The organism is Streptomyces nojiriensis, assembly GCF_017639205.1.
GTDB lineage: Bacteria > Actinomycetota > Actinomycetes > Streptomycetales > Streptomycetaceae > Streptomyces > Streptomyces nojiriensis.
Genome location: NZ_CP071139.1, coordinates 4,354,010 through 4,378,757 on the forward strand (window position 1 = coordinate 4,354,010; position 24,748 = coordinate 4,378,757).

The 24,748-nt window shown below is 71.5% G+C and carries 24 protein-coding genes and 1 tRNA gene; 15 read left to right on the forward strand and 10 right to left on the reverse strand.

What is annotated here, in order from left to right; translation table 11 throughout:
• The first annotated feature begins 68 nt into the window (after window positions 1-68).
• The 10 genes from JYK04_RS20190 (at window position 69) to JYK04_RS20235 (ending at window position 10,460) form a co-directional block, all read left to right on the forward strand.
• Window positions 69-1,688, forward strand: a complete 1,620-nt coding sequence (locus JYK04_RS20190) for a hypothetical protein (protein WP_189734949.1) — start codon at window positions 69-71, stop codon at window positions 1,686-1,688.
• Window positions 1,688-3,802 (forward strand): hypothetical protein, encoded by a 2,115-nt coding sequence (locus tag JYK04_RS20195; RefSeq protein ID WP_189734947.1) that lies wholly within the window; start codon window positions 1,688-1,690, stop codon window positions 3,800-3,802. Before JYK04_RS20190 ends, JYK04_RS20195 begins: the two co-directional genes overlap by 1 nt.
• A gap of 185 nt (window positions 3,803-3,987) precedes the next feature.
• Window positions 3,988-4,470, forward strand: a complete 483-nt coding sequence (locus JYK04_RS20200) for a hypothetical protein (protein WP_373297379.1) — start codon at window positions 3,988-3,990, stop codon at window positions 4,468-4,470.
• Window positions 4,471-4,481: 11 nt separating this feature from the next.
• Window positions 4,482-4,655: a hypothetical protein gene (locus JYK04_RS20205; RefSeq protein WP_189734945.1), complete on the forward strand. Its 174-nt coding sequence runs from the start codon at window positions 4,482-4,484 to the stop codon at window positions 4,653-4,655.
• A gap of 79 nt (window positions 4,656-4,734) precedes the next feature.
• Window positions 4,735-5,427, forward strand: a complete 693-nt coding sequence (locus JYK04_RS20210; RefSeq protein WP_189734943.1) for a class I SAM-dependent methyltransferase — start codon at window positions 4,735-4,737, stop codon at window positions 5,425-5,427.
• Window positions 5,424-6,062, forward strand: a complete 639-nt coding sequence (locus JYK04_RS20215; protein WP_189734941.1) for a DNA cytosine methyltransferase — start codon at window positions 5,424-5,426, stop codon at window positions 6,060-6,062. Before JYK04_RS20210 ends, JYK04_RS20215 begins: the two co-directional genes overlap by 4 nt.
• Window positions 6,059-6,985 carry a bifunctional DNA primase/polymerase gene (locus tag JYK04_RS20220; protein ID WP_189734939.1) on the forward strand — a complete coding sequence of 309 codons (927 nt, stop codon included), beginning with the start codon at window positions 6,059-6,061 and terminating at the stop codon, window positions 6,983-6,985. The genes JYK04_RS20215 and JYK04_RS20220 overlap by 4 nt, the downstream gene beginning before the upstream one ends.
• A gap of 346 nt (window positions 6,986-7,331) precedes the next feature.
• On the forward strand, window positions 7,332-8,585 hold the full coding sequence (locus tag JYK04_RS20225) for a DUF3631 domain-containing protein (protein WP_189734937.1): 1,254 nt from the start codon (window positions 7,332-7,334) through the stop codon (window positions 8,583-8,585).
• Between the two features lie 177 nt (window positions 8,586-8,762).
• Window positions 8,763-8,963 carry a helix-turn-helix domain-containing protein gene (locus JYK04_RS20230; protein WP_030823314.1) on the forward strand — a complete coding sequence of 67 codons (201 nt, stop codon included), beginning with the start codon at window positions 8,763-8,765 and terminating at the stop codon, window positions 8,961-8,963.
• A 75-nt stretch (window positions 8,964-9,038) separates the two neighbouring features.
• Window positions 9,039-10,460, forward strand: coding sequence for a tyrosine-type recombinase/integrase (locus JYK04_RS20235; protein ID WP_189734935.1), 1,422 nt, complete (start codon window positions 9,039-9,041; stop codon window positions 10,458-10,460).
• 46 nt (window positions 10,461-10,506) lie between these two features.
• Here the strand turns inward: JYK04_RS20235 and JYK04_RS20240 are convergent.
• Window positions 10,507-10,581, reverse strand: a tRNA-Thr gene (locus JYK04_RS20240).
• 124 nt (window positions 10,582-10,705) lie between these two features.
• Entirely contained in the window at window positions 10,706-11,386 is a 681-nt protein-coding gene (locus JYK04_RS20245; RefSeq protein WP_189734933.1) for a hypothetical protein, read from the reverse strand.
• Between the two features lie 184 nt (window positions 11,387-11,570).
• Between JYK04_RS20245 and JYK04_RS20250 the strand changes: the two genes are divergently transcribed.
• The 3 genes from JYK04_RS20250 to JYK04_RS20260 all read left to right on the forward strand — a co-directional run bounded on the left by JYK04_RS20250 (window position 11,571) and on the right by JYK04_RS20260 (window position 14,103).
• Window positions 11,571-12,659 carry an ABC transporter ATP-binding protein gene (locus JYK04_RS20250; RefSeq protein ID WP_189734931.1) on the forward strand — a complete coding sequence of 363 codons (1,089 nt, stop codon included), beginning with the start codon at window positions 11,571-11,573 and terminating at the stop codon, window positions 12,657-12,659.
• Window positions 12,660-12,893: 234 nt separating this feature from the next.
• Window positions 12,894-13,307: a hypothetical protein gene (locus JYK04_RS20255; RefSeq protein ID WP_189734929.1), complete on the forward strand. Its 414-nt coding sequence runs from the start codon at window positions 12,894-12,896 to the stop codon at window positions 13,305-13,307.
• A gap of 28 nt (window positions 13,308-13,335) precedes the next feature.
• A complete protein-coding gene (locus JYK04_RS20260; protein ID WP_189734927.1) occupies window positions 13,336-14,103 on the forward strand; it encodes a nucleotidyltransferase family protein in 768 nt (255 codons plus the stop codon).
• A gap of 122 nt (window positions 14,104-14,225) precedes the next feature.
• Here the strand turns inward: JYK04_RS20260 and JYK04_RS20265 are convergent, their stop codons facing one another.
• From JYK04_RS20265 to JYK04_RS20290, 6 genes are all read right to left on the reverse strand, one after another.
• Complete coding sequence (locus JYK04_RS20265; RefSeq protein WP_189734925.1) at window positions 14,226-15,752, reverse strand: DoxX family protein; 1,527 nt, start codon at window positions 15,750-15,752, stop codon at window positions 14,226-14,228.
• A gap of 179 nt (window positions 15,753-15,931) precedes the next feature.
• Entirely contained in the window at window positions 15,932-16,903 is a 972-nt protein-coding gene (gene rlmB / locus JYK04_RS20270; RefSeq protein ID WP_189734923.1) for a 23S rRNA (guanosine(2251)-2'-O)-methyltransferase RlmB, read from the reverse strand.
• Between the two features lie 95 nt (window positions 16,904-16,998).
• Complete coding sequence (cysS, locus tag JYK04_RS20275; protein ID WP_189734921.1) at window positions 16,999-18,405, reverse strand: cysteine--tRNA ligase; 1,407 nt, start codon at window positions 18,403-18,405, stop codon at window positions 16,999-17,001.
• A gap of 94 nt (window positions 18,406-18,499) precedes the next feature.
• Window positions 18,500-19,012 (reverse strand): 2-C-methyl-D-erythritol 2,4-cyclodiphosphate synthase, encoded by a 513-nt coding sequence (gene ispF / locus JYK04_RS20280; protein ID WP_189734919.1) that lies wholly within the window; start codon window positions 19,010-19,012, stop codon window positions 18,500-18,502.
• Window positions 19,002-19,748, reverse strand: a complete 747-nt coding sequence (gene ispD / locus JYK04_RS20285) for a 2-C-methyl-D-erythritol 4-phosphate cytidylyltransferase (protein WP_189734917.1) — start codon at window positions 19,746-19,748, stop codon at window positions 19,002-19,004. Before ispD ends, ispF begins: the two co-directional genes overlap by 11 nt.
• Window positions 19,749-20,019: 271 nt before the next feature.
• Entirely contained in the window at window positions 20,020-20,502 is a 483-nt protein-coding gene (locus JYK04_RS20290) for a CarD family transcriptional regulator (RefSeq protein ID WP_003953493.1), read from the reverse strand.
• A 590-nt stretch (window positions 20,503-21,092) separates the two neighbouring features.
• On the opposite strand from JYK04_RS20290, the gene JYK04_RS20295 reads away from it, so the two are divergent.
• Window positions 21,093-21,785: a DUF461 domain-containing protein gene (locus tag JYK04_RS20295; RefSeq protein WP_189734915.1), complete on the forward strand. Its 693-nt coding sequence runs from the start codon at window positions 21,093-21,095 to the stop codon at window positions 21,783-21,785.
• 74 nt (window positions 21,786-21,859) lie between these two features.
• On the opposite strand, the gene phoP is transcribed toward JYK04_RS20295, so the two are convergent.
• Both phoP and phoR read right to left on the reverse strand, forming a co-directional pair.
• Entirely contained in the window at window positions 21,860-22,531 is a 672-nt protein-coding gene (phoP, locus tag JYK04_RS20300; RefSeq protein WP_465270536.1) for a two-component system response regulator PhoP, read from the reverse strand.
• A 50-nt stretch (window positions 22,532-22,581) separates the two neighbouring features.
• Window positions 22,582-23,781 (reverse strand): two-component system sensor histidine kinase PhoR, encoded by a 1,200-nt coding sequence (gene phoR, locus JYK04_RS20305; RefSeq protein WP_189734913.1) that lies wholly within the window; start codon window positions 23,779-23,781, stop codon window positions 22,582-22,584.
• A gap of 217 nt (window positions 23,782-23,998) precedes the next feature.
• Here phoR and phoU point away from each other — a divergent pair, with 217 nt between their 5' ends.
• Entirely contained in the window at window positions 23,999-24,676 is a 678-nt protein-coding gene (phoU, locus tag JYK04_RS20310) for a phosphate signaling complex protein PhoU (protein WP_030009600.1), read from the forward strand.
• The last annotated feature ends 72 nt before the right edge of the window (window positions 24,677-24,748 follow it).

The following is a 24,748-nucleotide window of genomic DNA, read 5'->3' on the forward strand; positions in this document are numbered from 1 at the left end:
GGCCCGGCCGTTGCTGTAGGAGGCTGGCGGCCGGGCCCTTTCACTCCCTTGAAGGGGGCTCGTACAGCATGACCGAGACCATCACCGAACCGCAGGCTCCCCCCGAAGAGTCCACCCCCGCCCCGACCACCCCGGACGCGAGCACGGCCGTTCCTGGCAAGACGGTCGACCACACCGCTGGGGGCTTTCCGGTGGTTCCGCTGTCCCTGTCGGGGACGAACGCGGCCGCCGGGCTCCTGGCCACCGCCGCTCTGGCCGGTGGGCCGGCGGCTCTGGCGGTGGCGATGACCGGGGCCGCCGTCCTGGGCACCGCCGCCGCCCACCACCGCGCCAAGAACACCAAGAAGACCCCGGACGGGAAACCGTCCCCGGCCTCCACCCGGACCTCGGGCGGAGCGGGTGGCCGTGGCCTCTTGGGCCGGATCCCCTCCCAGTCCCGCACCGGCAAGACCTCCGGAGGAACCGCGAACAGGGGAGCCGGGGCCGGTTCCCGGAAGACGGCCGGCGGGCAGGCCCGGCATGCTGCCGGCGCGACCGGTGGCCGTTCCCGTTCGACCGCGGGGAAGGCGGGTTCGCCGTCGGCCCGGCAGCGGGCCGCGCGTGCGGCGGCCGGTCTGGCCGGTGGCCGGGCCGGACAGGTCCAGGCCCTGCGCTCCCAGGCCCGCACACAGTCCCCGACCCGGTCCGCCGCCCGCACGGCCACTGTCCAGGCCCGGCGTCAGGTCGCAGACACCCGCCGCGCGGCGAAAGCTGCCGAACGCGCCGGCACCGCCGGTACGACGGCGAAACCGCGGGGTGCAGCGTCACGGACCTTGGCAAAGGGCATGGGCAAGGCCGCCGCTGTCCGCGACAAGGCCGCCGGCGCGGCCCGCACCGCGCACGACCGCGCCACCGGCCGGACGGTGGGCAGGAACCGCGAGCAGGTGCAGCAGGCCGCCCACCGTGCCCGGTTGGCCGCCGCCAAGGCTCCCGCGCAGAAGGCGGCCCGCAAGGCCCTGCGCCGGTCGGCGGCCCGATTCCACGCCCGCCGCGCCCTGGCCGCCGTCCTCGGCGGCGCGCTCGGAGTAGTCGGACTGGTCACCACCCCTCTCGGGCGGAAGCTCGGCTGGGGCTGGCTGATGAACCCCGGCCGCCGCCTCTACCGGTTCCTCGCCGGCCGGGCCCGGGCCCAGCGCGAGGCCCGGGATGCCGAGATCGGCGCCCAGCTCGAAGCCGACGAGGAAGCCGCCGAGGCCGAGGTCGAAGCCGAGGAGCAGGACACCGACGAGGTCGGCGACCAGGCCGCCCGTCCCACCACGCACGTTCCCGCACCGCCCACCAGCCGAGGAGCACACGTGAGCAACGTTTCCGGGTTCCGGTTCGAGGAGCTGGCCGCCGAGATGGAGCAGGCCGCGCAGTCCTACGAGCCGGAGAACTGCATGGAGATCCTCGCCATGCTCGAAGGCCTCCCCGAGGCCCTGCAGGCCATCGCGAACATCCTGAAGATCCTCGCCGAGCGCTCCGACTCCGAGTTCCCGCTGGAGAAGGTCGTCGCCGACATGCTCTCCGACCTCTACTCCGTGTTCGTCACCTCGGTGTCCTCCTCGGAGGAGCTGGGCTCGACGTTCCGGCAGGCGCACGAGGCGGACATCGCCCGGTTCGAGGACCCGCGCAACGGCCACGAGGCCGAGAAGGGCTGGAACGTCTGATGGCGGCCAAGACGCAGACCGTCACGCACAACGGCCTCGCCCTGGACTGGGCCGCCGGCCACGGCCCCGTCACCGGCGCCCTCTCGGCAACCACCGGCGCCTACGCGGTGGCCACCGTCGGCACCCTCGCCCACATGCCCCCGGCCTGGGCCCTGGCCATCGGCACGGTCGGGGCGATCGGCCACACAGCCACCGGCCTGCGCCAGAAGCTCGCCGCGCGCACCATCGGCGCGCGGGCCGCGTCCTGGCTCCTCGGCTCCGGCTGGACCACCTGGGCCCTGGCCACCGGCCCCCTGACCTGGACCGCGCTGGGCTCCCTCGCCGTCATCGGCGTCGGCATGGGCGCCGCCGCCCGCTCCACCGGCCTCTACGAGGAGGCCCGCGAACTCGAAGCCATCGCCGCCGCCGAACGCCAGGTCGCCCGCGAACTGTCCGCCGACCGGCGCGCGGTCGCCGCGGAATGGGTGGACCGGATCCAGCGGGTCTGCGGCATCACGATCCGGGTGCTGGCGGTGGAGATGTGGCCCACGAACACCGGGTTCACCATCGACGCCGAACTCCCCGCCGGAGGCACGACCTACGACCGGATCGCCCGGGAGAACGCCCGCCTCTCCGCCGACGCACGCCTGCCGCACGGCTGCACCGCCGCCGCCTCCCCCGGCATCGACCAGGGCCGCGTCCTCATCGACGTGACCACCGTCAACGTCCTCGCCGCCGAGGTCCCCTACCCCACCGACTACAGCCCCCTCTCGGTCCACACCGGGATCCCGTGGGGCTACCGCACCAACGCCGAGGAGATCCTCACCTACCTGCGTGAGCAGTGTGCCCTCGTCGTCGGGCCGACCGGGTCCGGGAAGACGAACATGGTCCACGTCATCCTCGCCGGGTTCGCCCGCGCCGACGACATCCTGACCTGGGTCATCGACCTCAACGCCGGATCGGCCGGCCTGCCCTGGGTCCGCCCCGCAATGGAGGCCGGGACCGGCCGGGTGGTGCGGCCCGGGATCGACTGGCTCGCCGCCACCCACCAGGAAGCCGAGCTGATGCTGGATGCCGCGCTGCGGGTCGGACTGCAGCGCAAGCGCGCCTACCAGGACCTCATGGCCAAGGCCAACACCGACCTCCTGCCCATCAGCCACGACATCCCGCAGATCATGCTCGTCATCGACGAGGGCGCCGAGATCCTCATCAGCCCCGAGCCCGAGAAACGCAAGCTCGCCAAGAAGATCCTCGAAGTGATCCGGATGCTCCGCGCCATGGGCATCCGCACCATCCTCACCGCACTCGGCGCCACCGGATCCGTCCTCGGCAACATGATGATCCGCCGCGAGGCCAAGACCCGCGTCGCGCTGACCGGCGGGTCCACCGAGGGCATGGACCTGTCCAAGCTGTTCCCCGGCGGGACCGGGCTGCGGATCGAGCAGGCACCCCACAAGGGCACCGGCTTCATGGGCACCCCCGAATCCCCGGCCGCCCTGTTCGGGACGTGGCGGATCCTGCCCAACCAGATCCGCGACATCGTCCACGCCACCAGCGACCGGCACCCCTACCTCGACGCGATCTCCGCGAAGGCCGCAGGCCCCGAGTACGCCCGCCGCTGGGACTCCGCCCGGACCGCGTGGATCACCGACTACCGGCACACCGAACCCGACACCGACCGACCCGCCCCGGCCCCCGCCGGGGACGCTCCGGCGAGCGGGGGCCTGAACCTCTCCGCCCACCGCACCACCACCGCGCCGATGGCTCCGGACGAGGACGCGCTCGCCGAGCAGTTCCGGCGGGAGATCGACGCCCAGTTCGCGACCACCCCCGAACCCGGGAAGCCGGAGACGCCGGTTCGGCCGGGGCTGAACCTGTCCGCCCACCGTGCCGAGCAGGCCGGAGACAGCGCGGCCCAGCAGGCCGCGCTCACGCTCCTGATCGCCGCCGGACCGGAAGGCACCGGCGCCTCCGCGATCGCCCGCCAGCTCGACCGGTACGGGACCACCCGACAGACCGTCGCCGGATGGCTCAAGACCTGGACCGAGGACGGCACGGCGGTCCGGATCGGGACCGGCACCAAGACCCGCTACGTCCACCGCCAGCACGCCCCCGACGGCCCCTCCGAGGGCTGACCTTGTCGCTTGTCGCCTGCCCCTGGCAGAAGCCCGCTCCGACTCTTCTGAGGGCTTGGAAACGGCTTCTGACCTGGGAGGCGACAAGCGACAAGACAAGACAAGCGACAAGCCAGACGACAAGCCAGCTAGGACCACACCTAAACGTCCAGGTGTGGTCCTCGCGCTTACCAGGGAGCCCAGTCGTGCATGAGCCCACCCGCACGAGCACCCCCCAGCCCGCCCGCTACGGCGACCCGATCCTCTACCCGACCGCCGTCCAGCAGCCCCAGATGCTGCCCGCCGAACTCCCGCCCGGAGTCGAAATGGTCACCCTCCCCGGCGGCTACCGCACCCTCGCCTACACCCAGCCCACCCCGCCCGCAGCCGGTCCGGCCGTGCAACCGATCCCGGCGTGGGCCAAGACCACCGCACTCCTCGCCCCGACCGTCGGCGGCGGGATCGCCGCAGCCGGATTCGGGATCTCCTACGCCGCCCCGGGACTGATCGCCATGACCGAAGCCCTCTGGGCCGCCCTCACCCTCATCGCCGCCGGCACCCTCGCCCCACTCCTCCTCCGCGCCGGGCGCGGGACCGAACGGAGCACAGTGCCGGTCCAGCACATCACCCAGAACATCAGCGCCTCCGGGATGTTCGGCCGCGCCACCGGCACCCTCAACCACCGCTGAAAGGACCGCCCATGTACCGGAACCTCCTGTCGGAGCGCGTCTCCGACGCCGCCGCACTCCTCACCGGCAAACACACCGTCCGCTGCCCCTACTCGGGATGCGGCGTCTCCGTCCGCTACCGCCACGTCACCCCCGACGAGGCCAAACGGCTGACCGAGCTCGTCATCGACCACTCCCGCCACTGAACACAGCGAGGGCGGCCCCGTCTCGGCAAAGTCCGGGCCGCCCTCATCCAGCAGTTGCACTGAACTGGAGGACTCCAGCATGACCCACACCGCCGACATCCGGCGAGACCACAACCCCGACCGGCCGTTACTCCTGGACGCGTTCTGCTGCCAGGGCGGCGCCGGCATGGGCTACCACCGGGCCGGATTCGACGTGACCGGCGTCGACATTACGGCTCAGCCCCGCTACCCGCTCGGCTTCCACCAGGGCGAGGCGCTCGACTTCATCCGCGCGTTCGGGGAGGGCTTCGACTTCATCCACGCCTCCCCGCCCTGCCAGCGCTACAGCCGGGCCCAGAAGATCCAGGGCCGCCCCCACCCCGACCTCATCGCCCCTCTCCGGGAAGCCCTTCAGGCCACCGGCCGGCCGTGGGTGATCGAGAACGTCGAGGAAGCCGCCCCCGAGCTGCGGAACCCCGTGGCGATGTGCGCGGCAGTCTTCGGGATGCGGACCTACCGCCACCGCCTCTTCGAGACCGGCGGCGGCTTCACCTTCACCCCGCCCGCCCACCAGGCCCACACCGTCCCGCTCACCAAGATGGGCCGCCCGCGCCGGGCCGGAGAGTTCGCCCACTACGTCGGCAACTTCCCCGGCGTCGCCGAAGCCCGCACCGACATGGGCGTCCCCTGGATGAACCGCGACGGGATCCGCGAATGCGTCCCCCCGGCCTACACCCAGCACATCGGCCGCCAGGCCCTCGCCTTCCTCAACACACAGGCGGTGGCCGCATGAGCGCGCCCGCGATGGTGCTGCCGCTGCGGCGGCCGAACGGCCTGCGCGTGCTGGACCTGTGCTGCGGCGCCGGCGGACTGTCCATGGGCTACCACCTCGCCGGATTCGACGTCACCGGCGTCGACAACCGGCCCCAGCCGAACTACCCCTTCACCTTTCACCAAGCCGACGCCCTCACGTTCCCCCTCGACGGCTTCGACCTCATCCACGCCTCCTGGCCCTGCCAGCACTTCGCCCGCGTCACCGCCTGGCGCGGCGACCGCACCCAGCACCCCGACCTCCTCACCCCCGGCCGCGAACGGCTCCAGGCGTCCGGGATCCCATGGGTCATCGAGAACGTCCCCGAAGCACCCCTGCGGCCGGACTACCTGCTGTGCGGGTCGCAGTTCGGCCTCAACGTCCGCCGCCACCGCACCTTCGAAACCTCCTGGGGCGGCGGCGGAGACCTCCTCCCGCCCTGCTGGCACCACAAGAAGCTGCTGGCCTTCGAGCACAAGGGCGAACGCGCCTACGCCGACGCCATGGGCTGCACCTGGATGAACAAGACCGAAGCCCGCCAGGCCGTCCCCCCCGCCTACACCCACTGGATCGCCACCCAGCACCTCACCCACACCCGGCAGGAGGAAGCCGCATGAACGACCTGCCCGGTCTTGATCTGCCCGGTCTCGAACTCCTCGCCCACGCCATCGACACCGCCCAGCACGGCTGGCACGTCTTCCCCCTGCGCCCCCAGGACAAGCGGCCCGCCGGCCACCCCGAACGCTCCTGCCCCGGCACCGGCCGCTGCACCACCGGCCACCGCACCCCCGAGCAGCGGGCAACGACCGACCCGGACCTGATCGCCGCCGCGTGGACCCACGCGCCGTACAACGTCGGGATCGCGACCGGCCCGTCCGGGCTGCTCGTCGTCGACCTCGACATGCTCAAGCCGACAGACAAGGAGGGAACGCCTGACGGCGTAACGGCCTTTGAGGCGCTCTGCGAGCGCGCCGGACAGGCCGTCCCCACCACCTACCGCGTGCGGACCGCCCGTGGCGGGCGGCACCTGTACTTCACCCAGCCCGACGGGGCCCGGCTCGGCAACACCGCCGGACGTCTCGGGAAGCACATCGACACCCGGGGCTGGGGCGGGTACGTCGTCGCCCCCGGCAGCAGCACCCCGGACGGCTCCTACACGGTGCTGGACAGCATCAGCCCCATCCCACTCCCCGGATGGCTCGCCAACGCGCTGACGGCCCGGCCCAAGTCCGTCCGGGACGTTCCGATGCCCCTGAGCGTGAAGGGGTCCCGGTACGCGAAAGCGGCCGTCGACAACGAAGTACGGAACGTCGCCCATGCCGGGGATGGGACCCGCAACGACACGCTGCTCAGGGCCGCGAGGGCTCTGGGACGGTTCGTCGCGTCGGGCGACCTGACCCGCGCGGAGGTTGAGCAGGCTCTTAGAAGCGCAGCGGCGGGCAACGCCACCGAGTCGGAGCGCTACTACGACGACGTCATCACCCGAGGTCTGAACTGGTCGATCGCCAACAACCCCACCAGCGGCCGGCGCGCGGCATGACCGCCCCGCCCCCCGCTCCCTCTAAGAGCCCTCTCGACCAACGTGTCGCTGAGGACGCCAAACAGCCGCCGACACAGCAGGTGGCAGGCGCGCTGAAGGTCGTCGCCGAAGGCGTCCCTTCATCTGTTCGCCCTGACCCGCACACCGACGACGGGCGCCGGCCCGTCGCCTGGCTCCACATCGTCGCTCCCGGTCGCGGCGTCACCCCGTCCGTCCGGTCGTGGTGCGCGTGCGGACGGGACCTGTTCGCCGCAGGGCAGCGCCGTGCGCTCGCCCTGATCGAGGACCACGTCCAGCACCGCTCCCTCTGCCCCTTGCTCATTTCTCAGGAAGGGAAGGCCGCCTGATGAGCGACCACAAGCCCCAGGCCGCACCCATCGACGGAGCCGGTCTGCTCGACGAGGTGGAAGCCTTCCACCGGCGGTTCAACATTTTCCCGCGCGAGGCCGCCTACGTTGCCGTGACGCTGTGGGACGCGCACGCGCACCTGCTCGACGCCTTCGACGCCACCCCCCGCATCGCGTTCCTCTCCCCGGAGCCGGGGTCCGGCAAGAGCCGTGCTCTGGACGTGATCGAGACCCTCGTGCCCAACTCCATGGCAGCGGTGGACGCTTCTCAGTCCGCGCTGTTCCGGTCCGTCGCCGGGATCGAGGGAGAACGGCCCACGATCCTCTTCGACGAGATCGACACCATCTTCGGTCCCAAGGCCGCGGGCGATGAGAACCTGCGGAAGTTCCTCAATGCCGGTCACACCCGGGGCCGGAAGATGTACCGGTGCGTGGGGGACGGCGCGAACCAGACCGTGGAGGGCTTCCCGGCCTACTGCGCCGTCGCCCTCGCGGGTCTCGGCTCCCTGCCCGACACCGTCTTCACCCGCTCCGTCATCATCCGGATGCGCAAGAAGGCCCCCAACGAGAAGTGCGAGCCCTGGCGGGAGCGCATCCACAAGAAGCAGGGTCACGCTCTGCGCGACCGGCTCTTCGCCTGGGCCGAATCCGTCCGAAAGCAGGTCACCGGGTCCTGGCCGACCATGCCCGACGGGATCACCGACCGGCCGGCGGACGTGTGGGAACCGCTCCTCTCCGTCGCCGAAGCCGCGGGCGGTGACTGGCCCGAGCGGGCCCGTGACGCCTGCCTGGAACTGGTCACCGCCGCCAAGGAGAACGACGCCTCCTCCCTCGGTATCCGCCTGCTGACCGACCTGCGCGACCACGTCTTCCGCGGCCAGGAGCGGATGCCGACCGCGACCATCCTCGAATGCCTCCTCCGCATGGACGACGCCCCCTGGGCCGACCTGGACGGCAAGCCCCTCACCTCCCGCGTCCTGTCCCAGATGCTCGGCCAGTACGTCACCGCCGCCAACAAGCCCATCAAGCCCCGCGGGATCCGAGTCGGCTCCGCCACCCCCAAGGGCTACTACGCCGACGACCTGGCCGACGCCTGGGCCCGCTACTGCCCCCCGCACCCCCAGAAGTCCGCAACAGCCGCCACATCCGCCACACCGCAGGTCAGCGGGGGTGAATCTGTGGCGGAACCCCTCCCCGGCATCCGCCACACGCCCCACCAGACCGCCACACCGCAGCCCGCCGGCGTCGCCTGAACCACCCCTGATCGGTGCCGCCACATCCCGCGTGTTGCGGCACCGATCCGCCACAAAAACCGGATCCGCCACAAACCCGCGCCCCTGACCAGCGCTGTTGCGGCGTGGCGGCTGTTGCGGATCCCCAGAAGGGGGCCGGAGTCAGGCCCGCACTCGATCACCAAGGAGATATGAGCAGTGACCACCGCAGCACAGTCCTCCTCCCCCGTCCTCTGCACCGTGAAGGACGCCGTCGTACTGCTCCGGCTCGGCCGCTCCACCATCTACGAGCTGATGGCCTCCGGCGAGCTGCCCTTCATCAAGCTCGGCCGGGCCCGCCGCATCAAGCGGGCGGACATCGACGCGTTCGTCGCCCAACTCCCGCCGCAGTCGGTCTGATCTCAGCCCCGTCCACAGGCGGCCCCGGGAGCTTCCCGGGGCCGCCTGCCGCCTGCAGGGAACATCGAGGAGCCCATGAGCACCCGTAAGCCGAATATGGAGTCGTCCATCTACCTTGGCAGTGACGGGTGGTGGCACGGCCGCGTCACGATGGGCGTGAAGCCCGACGGCGGACCGGACCGCCGGCACCGCCGGGCGAAGACCGAGGCCGCCGTCACCAAGAAGGTCCGCGAGCTGGAGAAGCTGCGCGACGAGGGCCGGGCCGTGAAGGCCGGGCGCAAGCCGACCGTCGCACAGTGGATGGACACGTACCTGACGACGATCGCGAGCCTGAAGCTGAAGCCGCGGTCCCTGGACGACTACTGGTCGAAGACCCGCAACGACATCATCCCCGGGGTCGGCAAGCACCGCCTCGACAAGCTCGCGCCCGAGCATCTGGAGGCCATGTACGCGGTCATGCTCGACGAGGGCCACGCCCCGTCGCACGTGGTCAAGGTGCACCGCATCCTGTCCCGGGCCCTGAAGATCGCCCACCGCCGCCGGATCATCAACGAGAACGTCGCCACCCTCGTGGACCCCCCGTCCGTGGACGAGACGGAGGCGAACCCGTTCTCGCGGGACGAGTCGAAGGCCTTTCTCGCCGCCGCCGCGCAGCGCCCCACGTTCATGCGGTGGGCGATCGGGGTCGGCATGGGATTCCGGCAAGGTGAGGCCCTGGGCCTGCGCTGGTCGTACGTCGACCTGGAGCACGGGCTGTTCCATCCCGCCTGGCAGCTCCAGCGGCTCACCTGGAAGCACGGGTGCCGGGACGCACGCGCCTGCGGAGCCCGGCTCCATCGGTTCGAGCCGTGCCCGCCCGAGTGCTCGACGCACAGGAACTACGTCCGCGGCTGTCCGGCGCCGTGCCCGAAGACCTGCCGCCGGCACGCGAGCGCCTGCCCCGAGCGAAAGGGCGGAGGCCTGGCCTTCACCCGGCCCAAGACGAAGAAGAGCCAGAACCCCGTGCCGATCCCGCCGCCTTTCCTGCCCTATCTCCTGGAGCACAGGGCGAGGCAGGAAGAGCAGCGGCGGAGGGCCGGGGAGCTGTGGGAGGAGTGCGACGCCGTATTTACGCGCGAGGACGGCCGGCCTTTGGATCCGCGGGCGGACTGGGCGGAATTCAAGGAGCTGCTCGCCGAGGCCGGGATCAGCGACCGGCGCCAGCACGACGGGAGCCGTCACACGGCGGGGACGATCCTGAACGAGCTGGGGGTGGACATGCCCACCATCATGGAGATCCTCCGGCACACCCAGATCAGTCAGACGCGCCGGTACGTGAAGGGGCGCTCCGAGCTGTCCCGCGAGGCGATGCGGCGGATGGGCGAGGCCTTCATGCCGGGCCCCGTGCCCGGCCGCGCGGCGACTCCCGAACCTGGCCCCGGACCCCTGTCTGAGACCAGAACTGAGACAGAGAGCACCCGCGCGGCGCGGGCCCGGCGTCGCCGCAAGATTCGCTGAAACGAAAAATCCCAGCTCAGAACAGATCTGGGCTGGGAGTCCGGTGGGCCCCCTGTCGGATTCGAACCGACGACCTACGCATTACAAGTGCGTTGCTCTGGCCGGACTGAGCTAAGGAGGCACGGCATGCCCGCGTGTACTGCGTGCGAAGCCGCCATCACTCTACACAGCACGCGATTCCCCGGGCCATCGCATTGAACCCGCCCGAGTGGGTGCCGGCACGCGCGTTCCGCAGGCCGCTCCGCTCAGCCCCGGGCCGGATATCCGGCCCGGGCCGCGGTCTCCACCACGGCGGACGGTTCCGCCCGCGGGTTCAGGGTCTTGACCACCGCCTCCGTGAGGGGGCGCAGGGCGAACACGTGGCGGACCGCTTCGAGGTCGACGTCGCGCTCGTAGTAGCCCTGGGCGAAGTCCACGTACGCCTCGGGGGTGCCGGCCGCCAGGACCCGGAAGAGGAAGCCCGTGCCGTCGCCGTCGTCGTCGGGGATCTCCACCGGCCCGGCCCGCCATGCGGTGTCGGAGTTCTCCCGCCAGAAGACCACGGTGGCCGTCAGCACGTCGTCGTCGCAGAAGGCCGGCTCCGCGAGCAGCGGCCGGAAGACCTCCGGCAGGGTGTCCACGAGGCCGGGCCACAGGGCCATGTCGTCGTTCGTGTAGGGACTCATCCAGGACTCGTGGTCGAAGCCCCGGCCGAAGACCCCGTCGGGCGTGAAGAGGATCGTGTACTCGTCGCCGGCACCGTTGGTCATCAGCGCGGCCTCGACGCCCGGCCCCCATGCGGGGTCGTAGTCGAAGTAGCTGCCGCCCCGGCGGCCCATCACGGCGTCCAGGGCCGCCAGAGCCCGGCAGCGGTCGCGCAGGACCGGGACGTCTGGGAGCACCGTGATCAGTTCGTGTACGTCGCGGGGATCATGCGTGGCGTTCATGCACGCCATCCAAGCAGTGGGTTCCGACAGATCGCACAGACTTCGATGTCACCTCCGTGCGGTGCTGACAGGAGCCGTCCGGGCGGGTAGCGTCGGGCGGAAAGTCCACTCGGTGGACTAGACCCATTCTTCCTTCCACTCGGATCGTCCGGCACGTTCCTGCCGGTAGAAGGGATTCATCACCATGGCTTCTGTCACTTTCGACAAGGCGACCCGGCTGTACCCCGGCGGCGACAAGCCCGCCGTCGACCAGCTCGAGCTGGAGATCCAGGACGGCGAGTTCCTCGTCCTCGTCGGCCCGTCCGGCTGCGGCAAGTCCACCTCGCTGCGCATGCTGGCCGGCCTGGAGGACGTCAACGGCGGCGCCATCCGCATCGGTGACCGCGACGTCACGCACCTGCCGCCCAAGGACCGGGACATCGCGATGGTGTTCCAGAACTACGCGCTCTACCCGCACATGTCCGTCGCCGACAACATGGGCTTCGCGCTCAAGATCGCCGGCGAGGACAAGGCCACCATCCGCAAGAAGGTGGAGGACGCGGCGAAGATGCTCGACCTCACCCAGTACCTCGACCGGAAGCCGAAGGCGCTCTCCGGCGGTCAGCGCCAGCGCGTCGCCATGGGCCGCGCCATCGTGCGCAAGCCGCAGGTGTTCCTCATGGACGAGCCGCTGTCGAACCTCGACGCCAAGCTCCGCGTCTCCACCCGCACGCAGATCGCCGCGCTCCAGCGCGACCTCGGCATCACCACGGTCTACGTCACCCACGACCAGGTCGAGGCCATGACGATGGGCGACCGCGTGGCCGTTCTGAAGGACGGGCTGCTCCAGCAGGTCGACACCCCGCGCAACATGTACGACCGCCCCGCGAACCTCTTCGTCGCCGGCTTCATCGGCTCGCCGGCCATGAACCTGGTCGAGGTCCCGATCACCGACGGCGGTGTGAAGTTCGGCGACAGCGTCGTCCCGGTGTCCCGCGAGGCGCTGTCCGCGGCGGCCGACGCGGGCGACCGCACCGTCACGGTCGGCGTCCGCCCGGAGCACTTCGACGTCGCCGAGACGGGCGGTCTGACCATGGTCGTGAACGTCGTCGAGGAGCTCGGCGCCGACGGCTACGTCTACGGCTCCACGACCTCCGCCGGGGGCTCTCAGGACCTCGTGGTCCGCGTGGGCGGCCGCCAGGTCCCGGAGAAGGGCTCCAGCCTCCACGTGGTGCCCCGCGCGGACGAGATCCACGTCTTCTCGACCTCCTCCGGCGAGCGGCTGTCCGACTAGCGGGTCCCGCAGTTCCCGTAGGTTTCGCGGTCGTTGGAGGGGCGTCCCGTCAAGGGGCGCCCCTTCGGCGTCCGTTGCCCGTGCGCCGCCCGTCCGGGACCGCGGACGGAACTCCGGCAGACCGGGCCATTCGGCCCCAACCGTCAACCCTTAATTCGAAAAACCACGTCGAACCATCCCCCGACAGGGTGACTAAATGTCGCCAAATCTTCACCGAGCGCTACTCTCGCCCTCGTGACCCACACTGCCCGCCGTATCGGCCGTTCCCTCGCCCTGGTCCTGCCCGTCGTCCTGGTCCTGTCCGGGACCCTCGCGGTCACCATGGTCCCCTGGGCGGACACTTCGTCCTCCCAGATCCTGACCGCCTCCGCCGAGGACGTCTCCGTCCCCGCGAAGCCGCGTGCCGCGCACGAGGTGTTGCGCGATCAGCTCGTCGGCGAGCTGCAGCAGGGCGGGCGGCCGGACGACGTCCTGACCCACCTCCAGCAGGAGGTCGACCGGCGGCCGTCGCTCGCCGAGCACTGCGTGGGGATCGCGCGGGCGGTGGGGCGGGCCGCCGTGGACGCGTACGGCCCGACGAAGGCCCAGTCCTTCGCCCGGCCCGTCTGCGACACCTCGTACGCCTCCGGCGTCGCCTCCATGGGCTGACGCACGCCACGTCCCTACGCTGGCCGTCATGACCGACGACCGCCGATCCGCTCCGCCCGCTCCCTCCGCAGCCGCGTTCCCCGCCGCCCCCACCCAGGCCGTCGTCCTGGCGGGCGGCCAGGGTTCGCGGCTGCGTCCGTACACCGACGACCGCCCGAAGCCGATGGTCGAGATCCCGGGGACGGGGGTGCCGATCATCGGGCACCAGCTGGCCTGGCTGGCCTCCGAGGGGGTCACGGACGCCGTGGTCTCCTGCGGGCACCTGGCCGAGGTGCTCCAGGAGTGGCTCGCCGGGGCCCGGTTGCCGCTGCGCGTGACCACCGTGGTCGAGGAGGAGCCGCTGGGGCGCGGCGGCGGTCTCAAGTACGCCGCCCGGCACCTCCCGCATCCCGCCGAGGCCTGGTACGCGACCAACGGCGACATCTGGACCCGGTTCTCGCTCCGCGAGATGGCCGCCTTCCACGCGGAGCGGGACGCCGTTGCCACCCTCGCGCTGGCCCGGCCGCGGATCCCGTGGGGGGTCGTGGAGACCAACGAGTTCGGGCAGGTGCTGGACTTCATCGAGGCCCCGCCATCGCCCTATCCGGTCAACGCCGGCGTGTACGTCTTCAGTGCCGAATTCACCGCGCTGCTCCCGGACTTGGGGGACCACGAGCGCACGACGTTCCCGCGCCTGGCCCGTGAGCGGCGCCTCGCCGGCTTCCCGCTGCCGCAGGGGGCCTACTGGCGGGCGATCGACACCGCGAAGGACCTCACCGAGGCCGCACGGGAGTTGGCGGCGCAGAAGGCCCTCTGAGGCCCTTCGCGGGGCCGACAGGTGCCCGTACGCCCGGTACGTACGCGGCTTCGCGCGCCCGGCACACGCACGGGGGCCCGGCACGCTCGTGCGTGCCGGGCCCCGGTTTCCCTGTGCCGGTGTCAGCCGATGAGCCCGCCGATCAGGCCCGGCTGCTTCGGGGCCGGAGCCCCGCCGCCCGTGCTGCTCCCCGCGGAGGAGGACGGCTGCTTCGGTGCGGAGGACTGGCGGGGGGTGCTGCGCGGGGTCTGCTGCTTGCCGGTGGTGCCGCGCGTCGCGGCGGGCGACTCGGAGCGGGTCCCCGAGGTGCCCTTGGAGGGGGTGCCGGAAGCGGTCTTCCCGGACTTGGCCGCGGGCTCGGTCGCGGTGGCCGAGGGCGAGGCGGACTTGGCCGGCGGCTTCGTGGGCTGCTGCTGTACGGGCTGCTGGCTGGCCGGTGCCTGCGGCAGCGGCCGGCCGGGCAGGTAGTTGCTGGGGGCCTCGCCCGGCCCGGGGACGGTGACGACGGTGGAGGAGCGGACGGCGCCGCCGAGGAGCGAGCCGACGAGCAGGGTGAGCCCGCACACGACGGCGGCCATGACGGCTCCGCGGCGCAGTACGCGCCGCCGCAGCCGCCAGACCTCGGAGCGCGGGCCGAGGGTCCGCCACGCCTCGCCGGCGAGGCGTCCGTCGAGGGAGTAGACCGGGGCACCCGCGATGATCAGCGGGCTCCAGGCGGCGAGGTAGATGATGTCGGGCGCGTCGTAGGCCGGGACGGTCTTCCAGCTCACCGTCATCAGCAGCGCGGCGGACAGCAGCGCCCCGAAGCAGGCGGCGAACCGCTGCCACAGGCCGAACACCGTCAGCACGCCCACGATGACCTGGAGGAAGGCCACGCTCAGGCCCGCGCCCACCGGGTGCGCGAGCGCGAAGTCGCGCAGCGGCTCGGCGAGGGCCCAGGGGGTGAGCGTGTGCAGCCAGGTGACCATCGAGCCGCGTTCGCCGCCGTCGAAGTAGACGGGGTCGCAGAGCTTGCCCATGCCGGCGTAGATGGAGATGAAACCGAGGAAGACGCGCAGCGGGAGCAGCACGACGCCGAGGTTCATCCGGCGGCCGGGGTAGTAGGAGGCCTGGCCGCGGGTGTCGGGTCCGGCCCGGCGGGAGTCGGCCCCGGGGCCGGAGCCGGGCGGCTCCTGCTGGTACGGAAGGTCGCGTACGGCGGCCAGGGGGCGGGTCTCGGTGGGGTCCCCGTAGCTGCGCTGGCCGATGACGGTCGGCGTGGCGACGGTGTCCTCGGCGAGGTCGTGGGCCAGGTCGACGCGGGGGATGACCTGGGTGGCGCCGCCGTCGTACTCGTCGTGTCCGCGGCCGGCCTCGCGGACGGCCTGGAGCAGGCCGCCCATGGCTGCGGCGTCGCCGGCGTCGGACTTGCCGCTCCAGACCACGGGGGCCCGGCGGCGGGTGGCCCCGGCGGCTGCCACCACGGCGCCACCCAGCACGGGTGCGCGGCCGGGGGCCCTCGCGGGCTTGGAACGCGCGCTCGGGCTCGGTGCGAGCCGCACGCGGAAGCTGGCGTGGTTGACGATGACCTGTGCGGGGTCGCACGGCACCTTGACCATGCTCAGCGCGGGCTGGTCGTCGAACCCTGACGTTCTGGTGTCCACACTCATCTAACCGAGTGATCAGTGGTTAGGACACTGCCTTGACGTCAGGGATGTGTCCGAGACCCGTCAAGATCAAGCCACCCCGCCCGAATCGGGCGGGGTGACACGCTCACGGGTCATGTTCCGTGAGCCAAGTGGATCAGTTGCGCGAGGGATCCGGCGTGCGGGGACCCGTCGCGCGGCGATCAGACGCGGCCGCGGTCGGCGCGGCGGCGGGCCGCCTCGTAGAGGACCACACCGGCAGCGACGCCCGCGTTGAGGGACTCGGCGCCGCCCGGCATCGGGATGCGGACGAGGTAGTCGCAGTTCTCGCCGACGAGGCGGCCGAGGCCCTTGCCCTCGGAGCCGACGACGATGACGACCGGGCCCGCCAGCTCGGCGAGGTCGTTGACCGTGTGCGTGCCTTCGGCCGCGAGGCCGACGATGGTGATGCCGGCCTTCTTGTAGTCCTGGAGGGCGCGGGTCAGGTTGGTGACGCGCGAGACCGGGGTGCGGGCGGCGGTGCCGGCCGAGGTCTTCCAGGCGCCGGCGGTCATGCCGGCGGCGCGGCGCTCGGGGATGACCACGCCGTGGCCGCCGAAGGCGGAGACGGAGCGGACGATCGCGCCGAGGTTGCGCGGGTCGGTGACGCCGTCGAGGGCGACGATGAGCGGGTCGTCGCCGTTGTCGTAGGCGGCCGCCGTGAGGTCCTCGGGGTGCGCGTACTCGTACGGCGGGACCTGGAGGACCAGGCCCTGGTGGTTGAGCCCGTTGGTCATGCGGTCGAGCTCGGGGCGCGGGGCTTCCATCAGGTTGATGTTGCCGCGCTCGGCGGCGAGCTGGAGGGCCTCGCGCACGCGCTCGTCGTTGTCGATGAACTGCTGGACGTAGAGGGTGGTGGCGGGGACGCCGTCGCGCAGCGCCTCGAAGACCGGGTTGCGGCCGACGACCATCTCGCTGGTGCCCTTGGGGCCGCCGCGGCGCGGGGCGGGGCGGCGCTTGGCGGCCTGGCGGGCCATGGCGCCCGCGATGCGGTTCGCCTTGTGCTTCTTGCGGTCCTCGGCCTTGGGCGTGGGGCCCTTGCCTTCCAGGCCCTTGCGCCGCTGGCCACCGCTGCCGACCGTGGCGCCCTTCTTGTTGGACGTGCGGCGGTTCCTGCGCTGGCTGTTCCCGGCCATGACCTCTACCTGTTTTCGTTGGTGCTGCGATATGTACGTATGAAGAGTGTGCCGCCCGGAGCGCCGGGCAGCACACCAAGCTCAGCTGCCCGGGCTCAGCGGGGGCCGAGCGTCCAGCGCGGACCCGTGGGGCTGTCCTCGATGACCAGCCCGGACTGCTGGAGCTGGTCGCGGATCGCGTCGGCGGTCGCCCAGTCCTTACGGCCCCGGGCGGACTCGCGCTGCTCCAGGACGAGCCGTACGAGGGTGTCCACGGCGCCGTGGAGCTCCTCGCCGCGGTCGGAGGCGTTCCCGGCGTCCCAGTGGGGGTCGAGCGGGTCCAGGCCGAGGACGCCCAGCATGGCCCGTACCTCGGACAGGCGCGCGATGGCCGCGTCCTTGTCGTCGGCGGCGAGCGCGCTGTTGCCCTGGCGGACGGTGGTGTGGACGATCGCGAGCGCCTGGGGGACGCCCAGGTCGTCGTCCATGGCCTCGGCGAAGGCGGGCGGGACCTCGCGCGCCGGCTCGACGGGTCCGCCGGCCTTCTCGATGACGCGCTGGTAGAAGCCCTCGATCCGGGCGAAGGCCGACTCGGCCTCGCGCAGGGCCTCCTCGCTGTACTCGATCATCGACCGGTAGTGCGGGGTGCCGAGGTAGTAGCGCAGGACGATCGGGCGCCACTGCTTGACCATCTCGGAGACGAGGACGGAGTTGCCCAGCGACTTGGACATCTTCTCGCCGGACATGGTGACCCAGGCGTTGTGGACCCAGTACTTGGCGAACTCGTCGCCGAAGGCCTGGGCCTGGGCGATCTCGTTCTCGTGGTGCGGGAAGATCAGGTCGAGCCCGCCGCCGTGGATGTCGAAGGCCTCGCCGAGGTACTTGTGCGCCATGGCGGAGCACTCCAGGTGCCAGCCGGGACGGCCGCGGCCCCACGGGGTCTCCCAGGAGGGCTCGCCGGGCTTGGCGGACTTCCACATGGCGAAGTCGCGCGGGTCGCGCTTGCCGGTCTCGCCGGTGCTCTCCGGCTGGCGGATGTTGTCGAGCTCCTGGCGGGAGAGCGAGAGGTAGCCGGGGAAGGACTTCACGTCGAAGTAGACGTTGCCCTCGGACTCGTACGCGTGACCGCGCTCGATGAGCCCGCGCATCATCTCGATCATCTCCGGGACGTGCCCGGTGGCGCGCGGCTCGTAGGTGGGCCGCAGGCAGCCGAGCGCGTCGTAGCCGGAGTTGAAGGCCAGTTCGTTCTCGTAGCCGATGGACCACCAGGGGCGGCCCTGTTCGGCCGCCTTGGCGATGATCTTGTCGTCGATGTCGGTGACGTTGCGGATGAAGGTCACGTCGTAGCCGCGGTACGCGAACCAGCGGCGCATGACGTCGAAGTTCAGGTACGAGCGGACGTGCCCGATGTGCGGGGCGGCCTGCACCGTGGCGCCACACAGGTAGATCGAGACACAGCCCGCGGTGAGCGGGGTGAAGTCGCGGATCTGCCGGGCGCTGGTGTCGTACAGGCGAATAGTCACGGCATCCAGGGTAGTGGGCCTGTAGCAGTGCCCCGCGACCCTTTCGGGACCCGGGGCACCTTTGTTGCCGAAGATGTACGGCCGCTACGGGGGATCAGGCCCGGTTCGTCCGGTACACGAGGGCCGTGGCGATGGCGGCGAGGCCCTCGGCGCGGCCGGTGAGCCCCAGCCCGTCGGTGGTGGTGCCGGACACGGAGACGGGGGCGCCGGCGGCGGCCGCGAGCGCCTTCTGCGCTTCTTCGCGCCGCTTGCCGATCTTCGGGCGCACGCCGATCACCTGGATGGCGATGTTCCCGATCTCGAAGCCCTCGGCGCGGACGATACGGGCCGCCTCCGCCAGAAGGGTGACGCCTGCGGCGCCGGACCACTCGGGGCGGGAGGTGCCGAAGTGCGCGCCGAGGTCGCCGACGCCGGCGGCGGAGAAGAGCGCGTCGCAGGCGGCGTGGGCGGCGACGTCACCGTCGGAGTGCCCGGCGAGGCCGTCCTCGCCCTCCCAGAGCAGGCCGGCGCACCACAGCTCGCGGCCGGCCTCGAAGGCGTGCACGTCGGTGCCGATGCCGACGAGCGGGATCAGGGGGGCGGTGTGCGTGGTCGGCTCAGTAGCCATCGGTGGCCCTCCTGCGGGCGAGTACGGCCTCTGCGAGGACCAGGTCGAGCGGGCGGGTGACCTTGAAGGCCTCTTCGTGGCCGGGGATCACGACGACGGTGACACCGAGCCGTTCCACCATTCCGGCGTCGTCGGTGGCGCCCTCGCCGTCGACGGCGATCGCGGCGTGCGCGCGCAGCAGGGTGGCGAGGTCGAAGCCCTGCGGGGTCTGGACGGCGCGCAGCCGGGCCCGCTCGGGCGTGCCGAGGACCGGCTCCGCCTCGCCGGGCTTGCCGGGCTCGACCTCCTTGACCGTGTCGGCCAGGGGCAGCGCGGGCACCACGGCGGGCGCTCCGTCGCGTACGGCCTCGATGACCGAGTCCACGGTGTCCACGGGGACGAGCGGGCGGGCCGCGTCGTGGATGAGTACGGAGGTGATGTCCGCGGGCAGCGCGTCCAGGCCCGCGCGGACGGACTCCTGGCGGGTCTCCCCGCCGGGGACGACCAGCAGCTCGGTGCGTTCGGGCAGCGCGTGCTCGCCCAGCAGCAGGCGCACTTCGGCGGCCTCGGCGGGCGGGGCCACGACCACCACGAGGGAGACCGCGCGGGAGCGGGCCATCGCGCGGACGGCGTGGATGAGCATCGGGGTGCCGCCGAGGGCCCGCAGGGCCTTGGGGGCACCGGGACCGAGGCGTACCCCCCGGCCGGCGGCCGGGATCACCGCGGCGGTGCGGTGGGGACGCGTTACGTCAGACATCAGTAGCTCCGAGCCAGGTTTGTGACTTCGGCCGACATGGGTATGGCCTCAAGGGTGCCGGGTGCGACGCCTCTCGCCCCTTCCGTGGACGACCGGTCGAGCGGGCCGCCCGGACCCGGCACGCCATCGCGACGGTGGCGGTGGCGTGGCGGTGAGGCAATAGGTACGGATACAGACATGCCGCAGCGCCCGGCAACAGGCCTCTCGTGGAGAGACCTTGTCATCGGGCACCGCGGCAAGCTGTGCACCACATGGCGCACGGGAACTCGCGTCAGGACGCGAGCACCTCGTCGAGGAGGGCCTCGGCCTTGTCCTCGTTCGTGTTCTCAGCGAGCGCGAGCTCGCTCACCAAGATCTGGCGTGCCTTCGCGAGCATGCGCTTCTCACCCGCGGAAAGCCCGCGCTCACGCTCACGACGCCACAGGTCACGCACCACTTCGGCGACCTTGATGACATCGCCAGAAGCGAGCTTCTCCAGATTTGCCTTGTAGCGCCGGGACCAGTTCGTCGGCTCTTCTGCATACGGTGCGCGAAGCACCTCGAAGACCCGGTCCAGCCCGTCCTGGCCGACTACGTCGCGAACGCCGACGAACTCCGCATTGTCCGCAGGCACACGAACCGTCAGGTCGCCCTGGGCGACCTTGAGCACCAAGTAGGTCTTGTCCACGCCTTTGATCTGACGAGTCTCAATGGCCTCGATCAGCGCGGCCCCGTGATGGGGATAGACCACGGTGTCGCCAACCTTGAACGTCATGTGACAGGTACCCCTTCCGTGGCTATCCAGGGTAACACGAGAACTGACTGTTATGAATGGCGTTTTCGCAGGTCAGGGCACATCTCGGGGCTTGACAACAGCAACACGAACGTGCTGCGGAGAGCTTCCGGAAGGGGGTATTCGCAGGTCGGGGGCGCTGCGCGGACCGGGCGAAAGGGCCACGCTACACCTGCCCGGCACCCCCATCAGTGTGACGTACATCCCGTTTTGCCGGGTTCCGAGTCGAGAAACCGAACTACTCCGTCCGACTGGCGGCCGCCCTCACCGGGCGGGTTCCGGCCCAATCCCGAATTGATCACTCGGCGGTGTTCGAGGGAATCCGGAAATTGATCAACCGGGGTCGGGCGCACGATATGCGAGCGCCACAAGATCGGCGCGGTGAACGGCACCGCGGAATGCAAGATCGCGGGGCGCGCCCAGGGCGGGGGCCGCGCTGCGGAGGGTCGGGTGCGGGGGCGGGGCGGCGGCTCGGTAACCTAAGCGCGCTGACACACCCTTAGAGCGGCTTTACCTCGGCCGTTCCGAGCGTCCACCCGCCCCTTCCGTTCGTCCAAGGAGTTGCCGCCGCCGTGAGCCGCAGCCTTCGACGCGGCGCCCTCGCCGCCACTGCCGTCGTGTTCTCGATCGCCTCGCTGGCCGCATGCGGTGCGGGCCGGGACGCGCAGACCCTCCAGATCAAGCCGGACAACGCCGCCGCCGCCAAGGGCCAGATCGAGGTCCAGAACGCGCTGGTGATCACCCAGGGCCAGAAGGGCGAGAAGGGCCCCGCGGTCGTCTCCGCGACGGTCTTCAACAACGGCACCAAGGCGGAGACCCTTGACGGCATCACCCTCCCGGGTGGCAAGGGCAAGGTCACGCTGAAGCCGGCCGAAGGCTCCGGCAAGGTCACCGTGCCGGCCCTCGGCTACGTGGTGATCGGCGGCAAGGGCAACGCCTCGGCCGTGATCGAGGACGGCGCCGCGACCGTCCGGGACGGCGAAGTGCAGAAGGTCGCCTTCCAGCTGAGCAGCACGGGTGGCATCGAGCTGGAGGCCTTCGTGGTCCCGGCCACCGGCCCGTACGCACCGTTCGGCCCGACCGCGGGCGCCAGCCCGTCCGGCTCCCCCTCGGGCACGCCGTCCGGCTCTCCCTCGGGCTCCCCGTCCGGCTCCCCGTCGGCCGGAGCCTCCGGTGCGGCCGCGGGTGCCACCCCGTCCGGCTCCGCCTCGGGCAGCGCCACCGGCACGCCGTCGGGTTCCCCCTCGCACGGCGCCGGCCACTGACGCAGGCCCCGTACGCGCACGGAAAGGGCCCCCATCCGCCTCGGCGGGTGGGGGCCCTTTCCGTTACGTCCGGCCTACGGCTCGAACTTGTAGCCGAGGCCGCGGACCGTGACCAGGTAGCGCGGCGCGCCCGGGTCCGGCTCGATTTTGGCCCGCAGGCGCTTGACGTGGACGTCCAGCGTCTTGGTGTCGCCGACGTAGTCGGCGCCCCAGACCCGGTCGATGAGCTGCATCCGGGTCAGTACGCGGCCCGCGTTGCGCAGCAGCATCTCCAGCAGGTCGAACTCCTTCAGCGGGAGGTCCACCTTGCCGCCGGAGACCGTGACCACGTGGCGGTCGACGTCCATCCGTACGGGGCCGGCCTCCAGGGCCGCCGGGGTGACCTCCTCCGGCTCGCCGCGGCGGCGCAGGACCGCGCGGATGCGGGCGACGAGCTCGCGGGAGGAGAAGGGCTTCGTGACGTAGTCATCTGCTCCTATCTCCAGCCCGACGACCTTGTCGATCTCGCTGTCCTTGGCGGTCACCATGATCACGGGGACGTTGGAGCGGCCGCGCAGCTGCCGGCAGACCTCCGTGCCGGGCAGGCCGGGCAGCATCAGGTCGAGGAGGACGAGGTCGGCGCCGTTTCGCTCGAACTCGTCGAGCCCGTCGGGCCCGGTCGCGGCGATGGCGACCTCGAAGCCCTCCTTGCGGAGCATGTAGGACAGGGCGTCGCTGAAGGATTCCTCATCCTCGACGACGAGCACTCGGGTCACGGAAGGACCTCCGGGGCAGGAATGGCTGGAGCGGTTCTGGGTCAGGCAGGGGTCGGGTGGGTGCGGGGGGCCGCCGCCGGGGCCGGGGCGGCTGCTTCGGGGAGTCGCAGGGTGAACGTGGAACCCTGGCCCTCCGAGCTCCATACCGACACCTCCCCGCCGTGCGAGGCGGCCACGTGCTTCACGATCGCAAGGCCGAGGCCCGTTCCTCCCGTGGCTCGGGAGCGGGCCGGGTCCACGCGGTAGAAGCGCTCGAAGATGCGCTCGCGGTCCTTTTCCGGGATGCCGATGCCCTGGTCGGTCACGGCGATCTCGATCAAGTCTCCCCCAGGTGCCGTCACCCTGCGTCCGGCGATGCCGACGCGGGTACGGGCGGGGCTGTAGTTGACGGCGTTCTCGACCAGATTTCCGAGGGCGGCCGCGAGCTGTCCGCGGTTGCCCCATACGCGCAGGTCGGCGGTGCCGCCCGCGGCCATGGTGATCTGCTTCGAGGACGCCGTGTGGCGGCAGCGGTCGATGGCCTCGGCGACCAGCGTGTCCACGCGTACGGGCTCGGCGTCCTCCAGCGGGTCGTCGTTCTGTACCCGGGAGAGGTCGATGAGCTCCTGCACGAGGTTGATCAGCCGGGTGGACTCGATCTGCATGCGGCCCGCGAAGCGGCTGACCGCCTCGGGGTCGTCCGCGGCGTCCATGACGGCCTCGGACAGCAGGGAGATCGCTCCGACCGGGGTCTTCAGCTCGTGGGACACGTTGGCCACGAAGTCGCGGCGTACGGCCTCGATGCGGCGGGCCTCGGTGAGGTCCTCGACCAGGAGGAGCACCAGGCGGGAGCCGAGCGGGGCGACGCGCGCCGAGACCGCGAGGGCCTCTCCCCGGCCGGTGCCGCGCCGGGGCAGGTCCAGTTCCACCTGGCGTATCTCCCCGTCGCGGCGGGTGTCGCGGGCCATGTGGAGCATCGGCTCGACGGCGAGCTTGCCGCCGCGGACCAGGCCGAGGGCGTACGCCGCCGAGCTGGCCTTGACCACCGCGTCTCCCTCGTCCAGTACGACCGCCGAGGAGCGCAGCACGGAGAGGACGGTGTCCACGCCGGGCGGCAGCACCGCGTTGAGGTCGGGGCGGATGGAGCTCCGGGTGGGGCGGGCCTGGTCGCGCTCGCTCCAGCGGAACGCCAGCATCGCGATCACACCGGTGCAAAGACCGGCGATCGCTGCAGCTGCGGCGACCGCCGCGTTCACGTCCATGGATCCAGGTTAAGCAGGCACAACGACACTTCCACAGCCGTTCGGGTGGCACCTCGAACAGTCGTCGCCCAGAGTTCACCCTGACGACGGGGTTGATTCACTTGTGGTGCCGGAGTCGGACGCGTTTGCGGCTCACCGTGTCAACGTGGGGCCGCTGGCCGCCCCGGCCCGCCCACGGGCAGTACCGCAGTAGTAGGTCGAGAGAGGGACACGAGACATGCGCGACGCGTACCACGAGGAACTGGACTCGATCGGAGAAGGCCTGGTCGAGATGGCCCGGCTCGTCGGCTCCGCGATCGGGCGGGCCACGACGTCCATGCTCGACGCCGACCTGAAGCTCGCCGAGAGCGTCATCGCCGCCGACCAGAAGGTGGACGACCTCCAGCACGACCTGGAGGCCCGCGCCATCGCCCTGCTGGCCCGCCAGCAGCCGGTCGCCACCGACCTGCGCATCGTCGTGACCTCGCTGCGGATGAGCGCCGACCTGGAGCGCAGCGGTGACCTCGCCCAGCACGTGGCGAAGCTCGCCCGGCTGCGGTTCCCGGACCGGGCCGTGCCGCGGGACCTGCACGCCACCATCCTGGAGATGGGGCAGCTGGCGCAGCGCCTGATGGCGAAGGCCGCCGAGGTGATCATCACGAAGGACGTCGACCTCGCCCTCCAGCTGGAGCAAGACGACGACGAGATGGACCAGCTGCACCGCACGCTGTTCCAGCACCTGATGGACGACCGCTGGAAGCACGGCATCGAGACGGCCGTGGACGTGACCCTGCTGGGCCGCTACTACGAGCGCTTCGCGGACCACGCGGTGTCGGTGGCCAAGCGCGTGGTCTACCTGGTCACGGGTGAGCACGCGGACGACCTGCAGCAGCCGACCCAGGTCGAGGGCGTCTGACCCCGGCACCGGAAGCGGGGGATCCGGACGGGGCACCCGGAGCGCGGGCCGCACCGAGCCCCAATGCGCCGT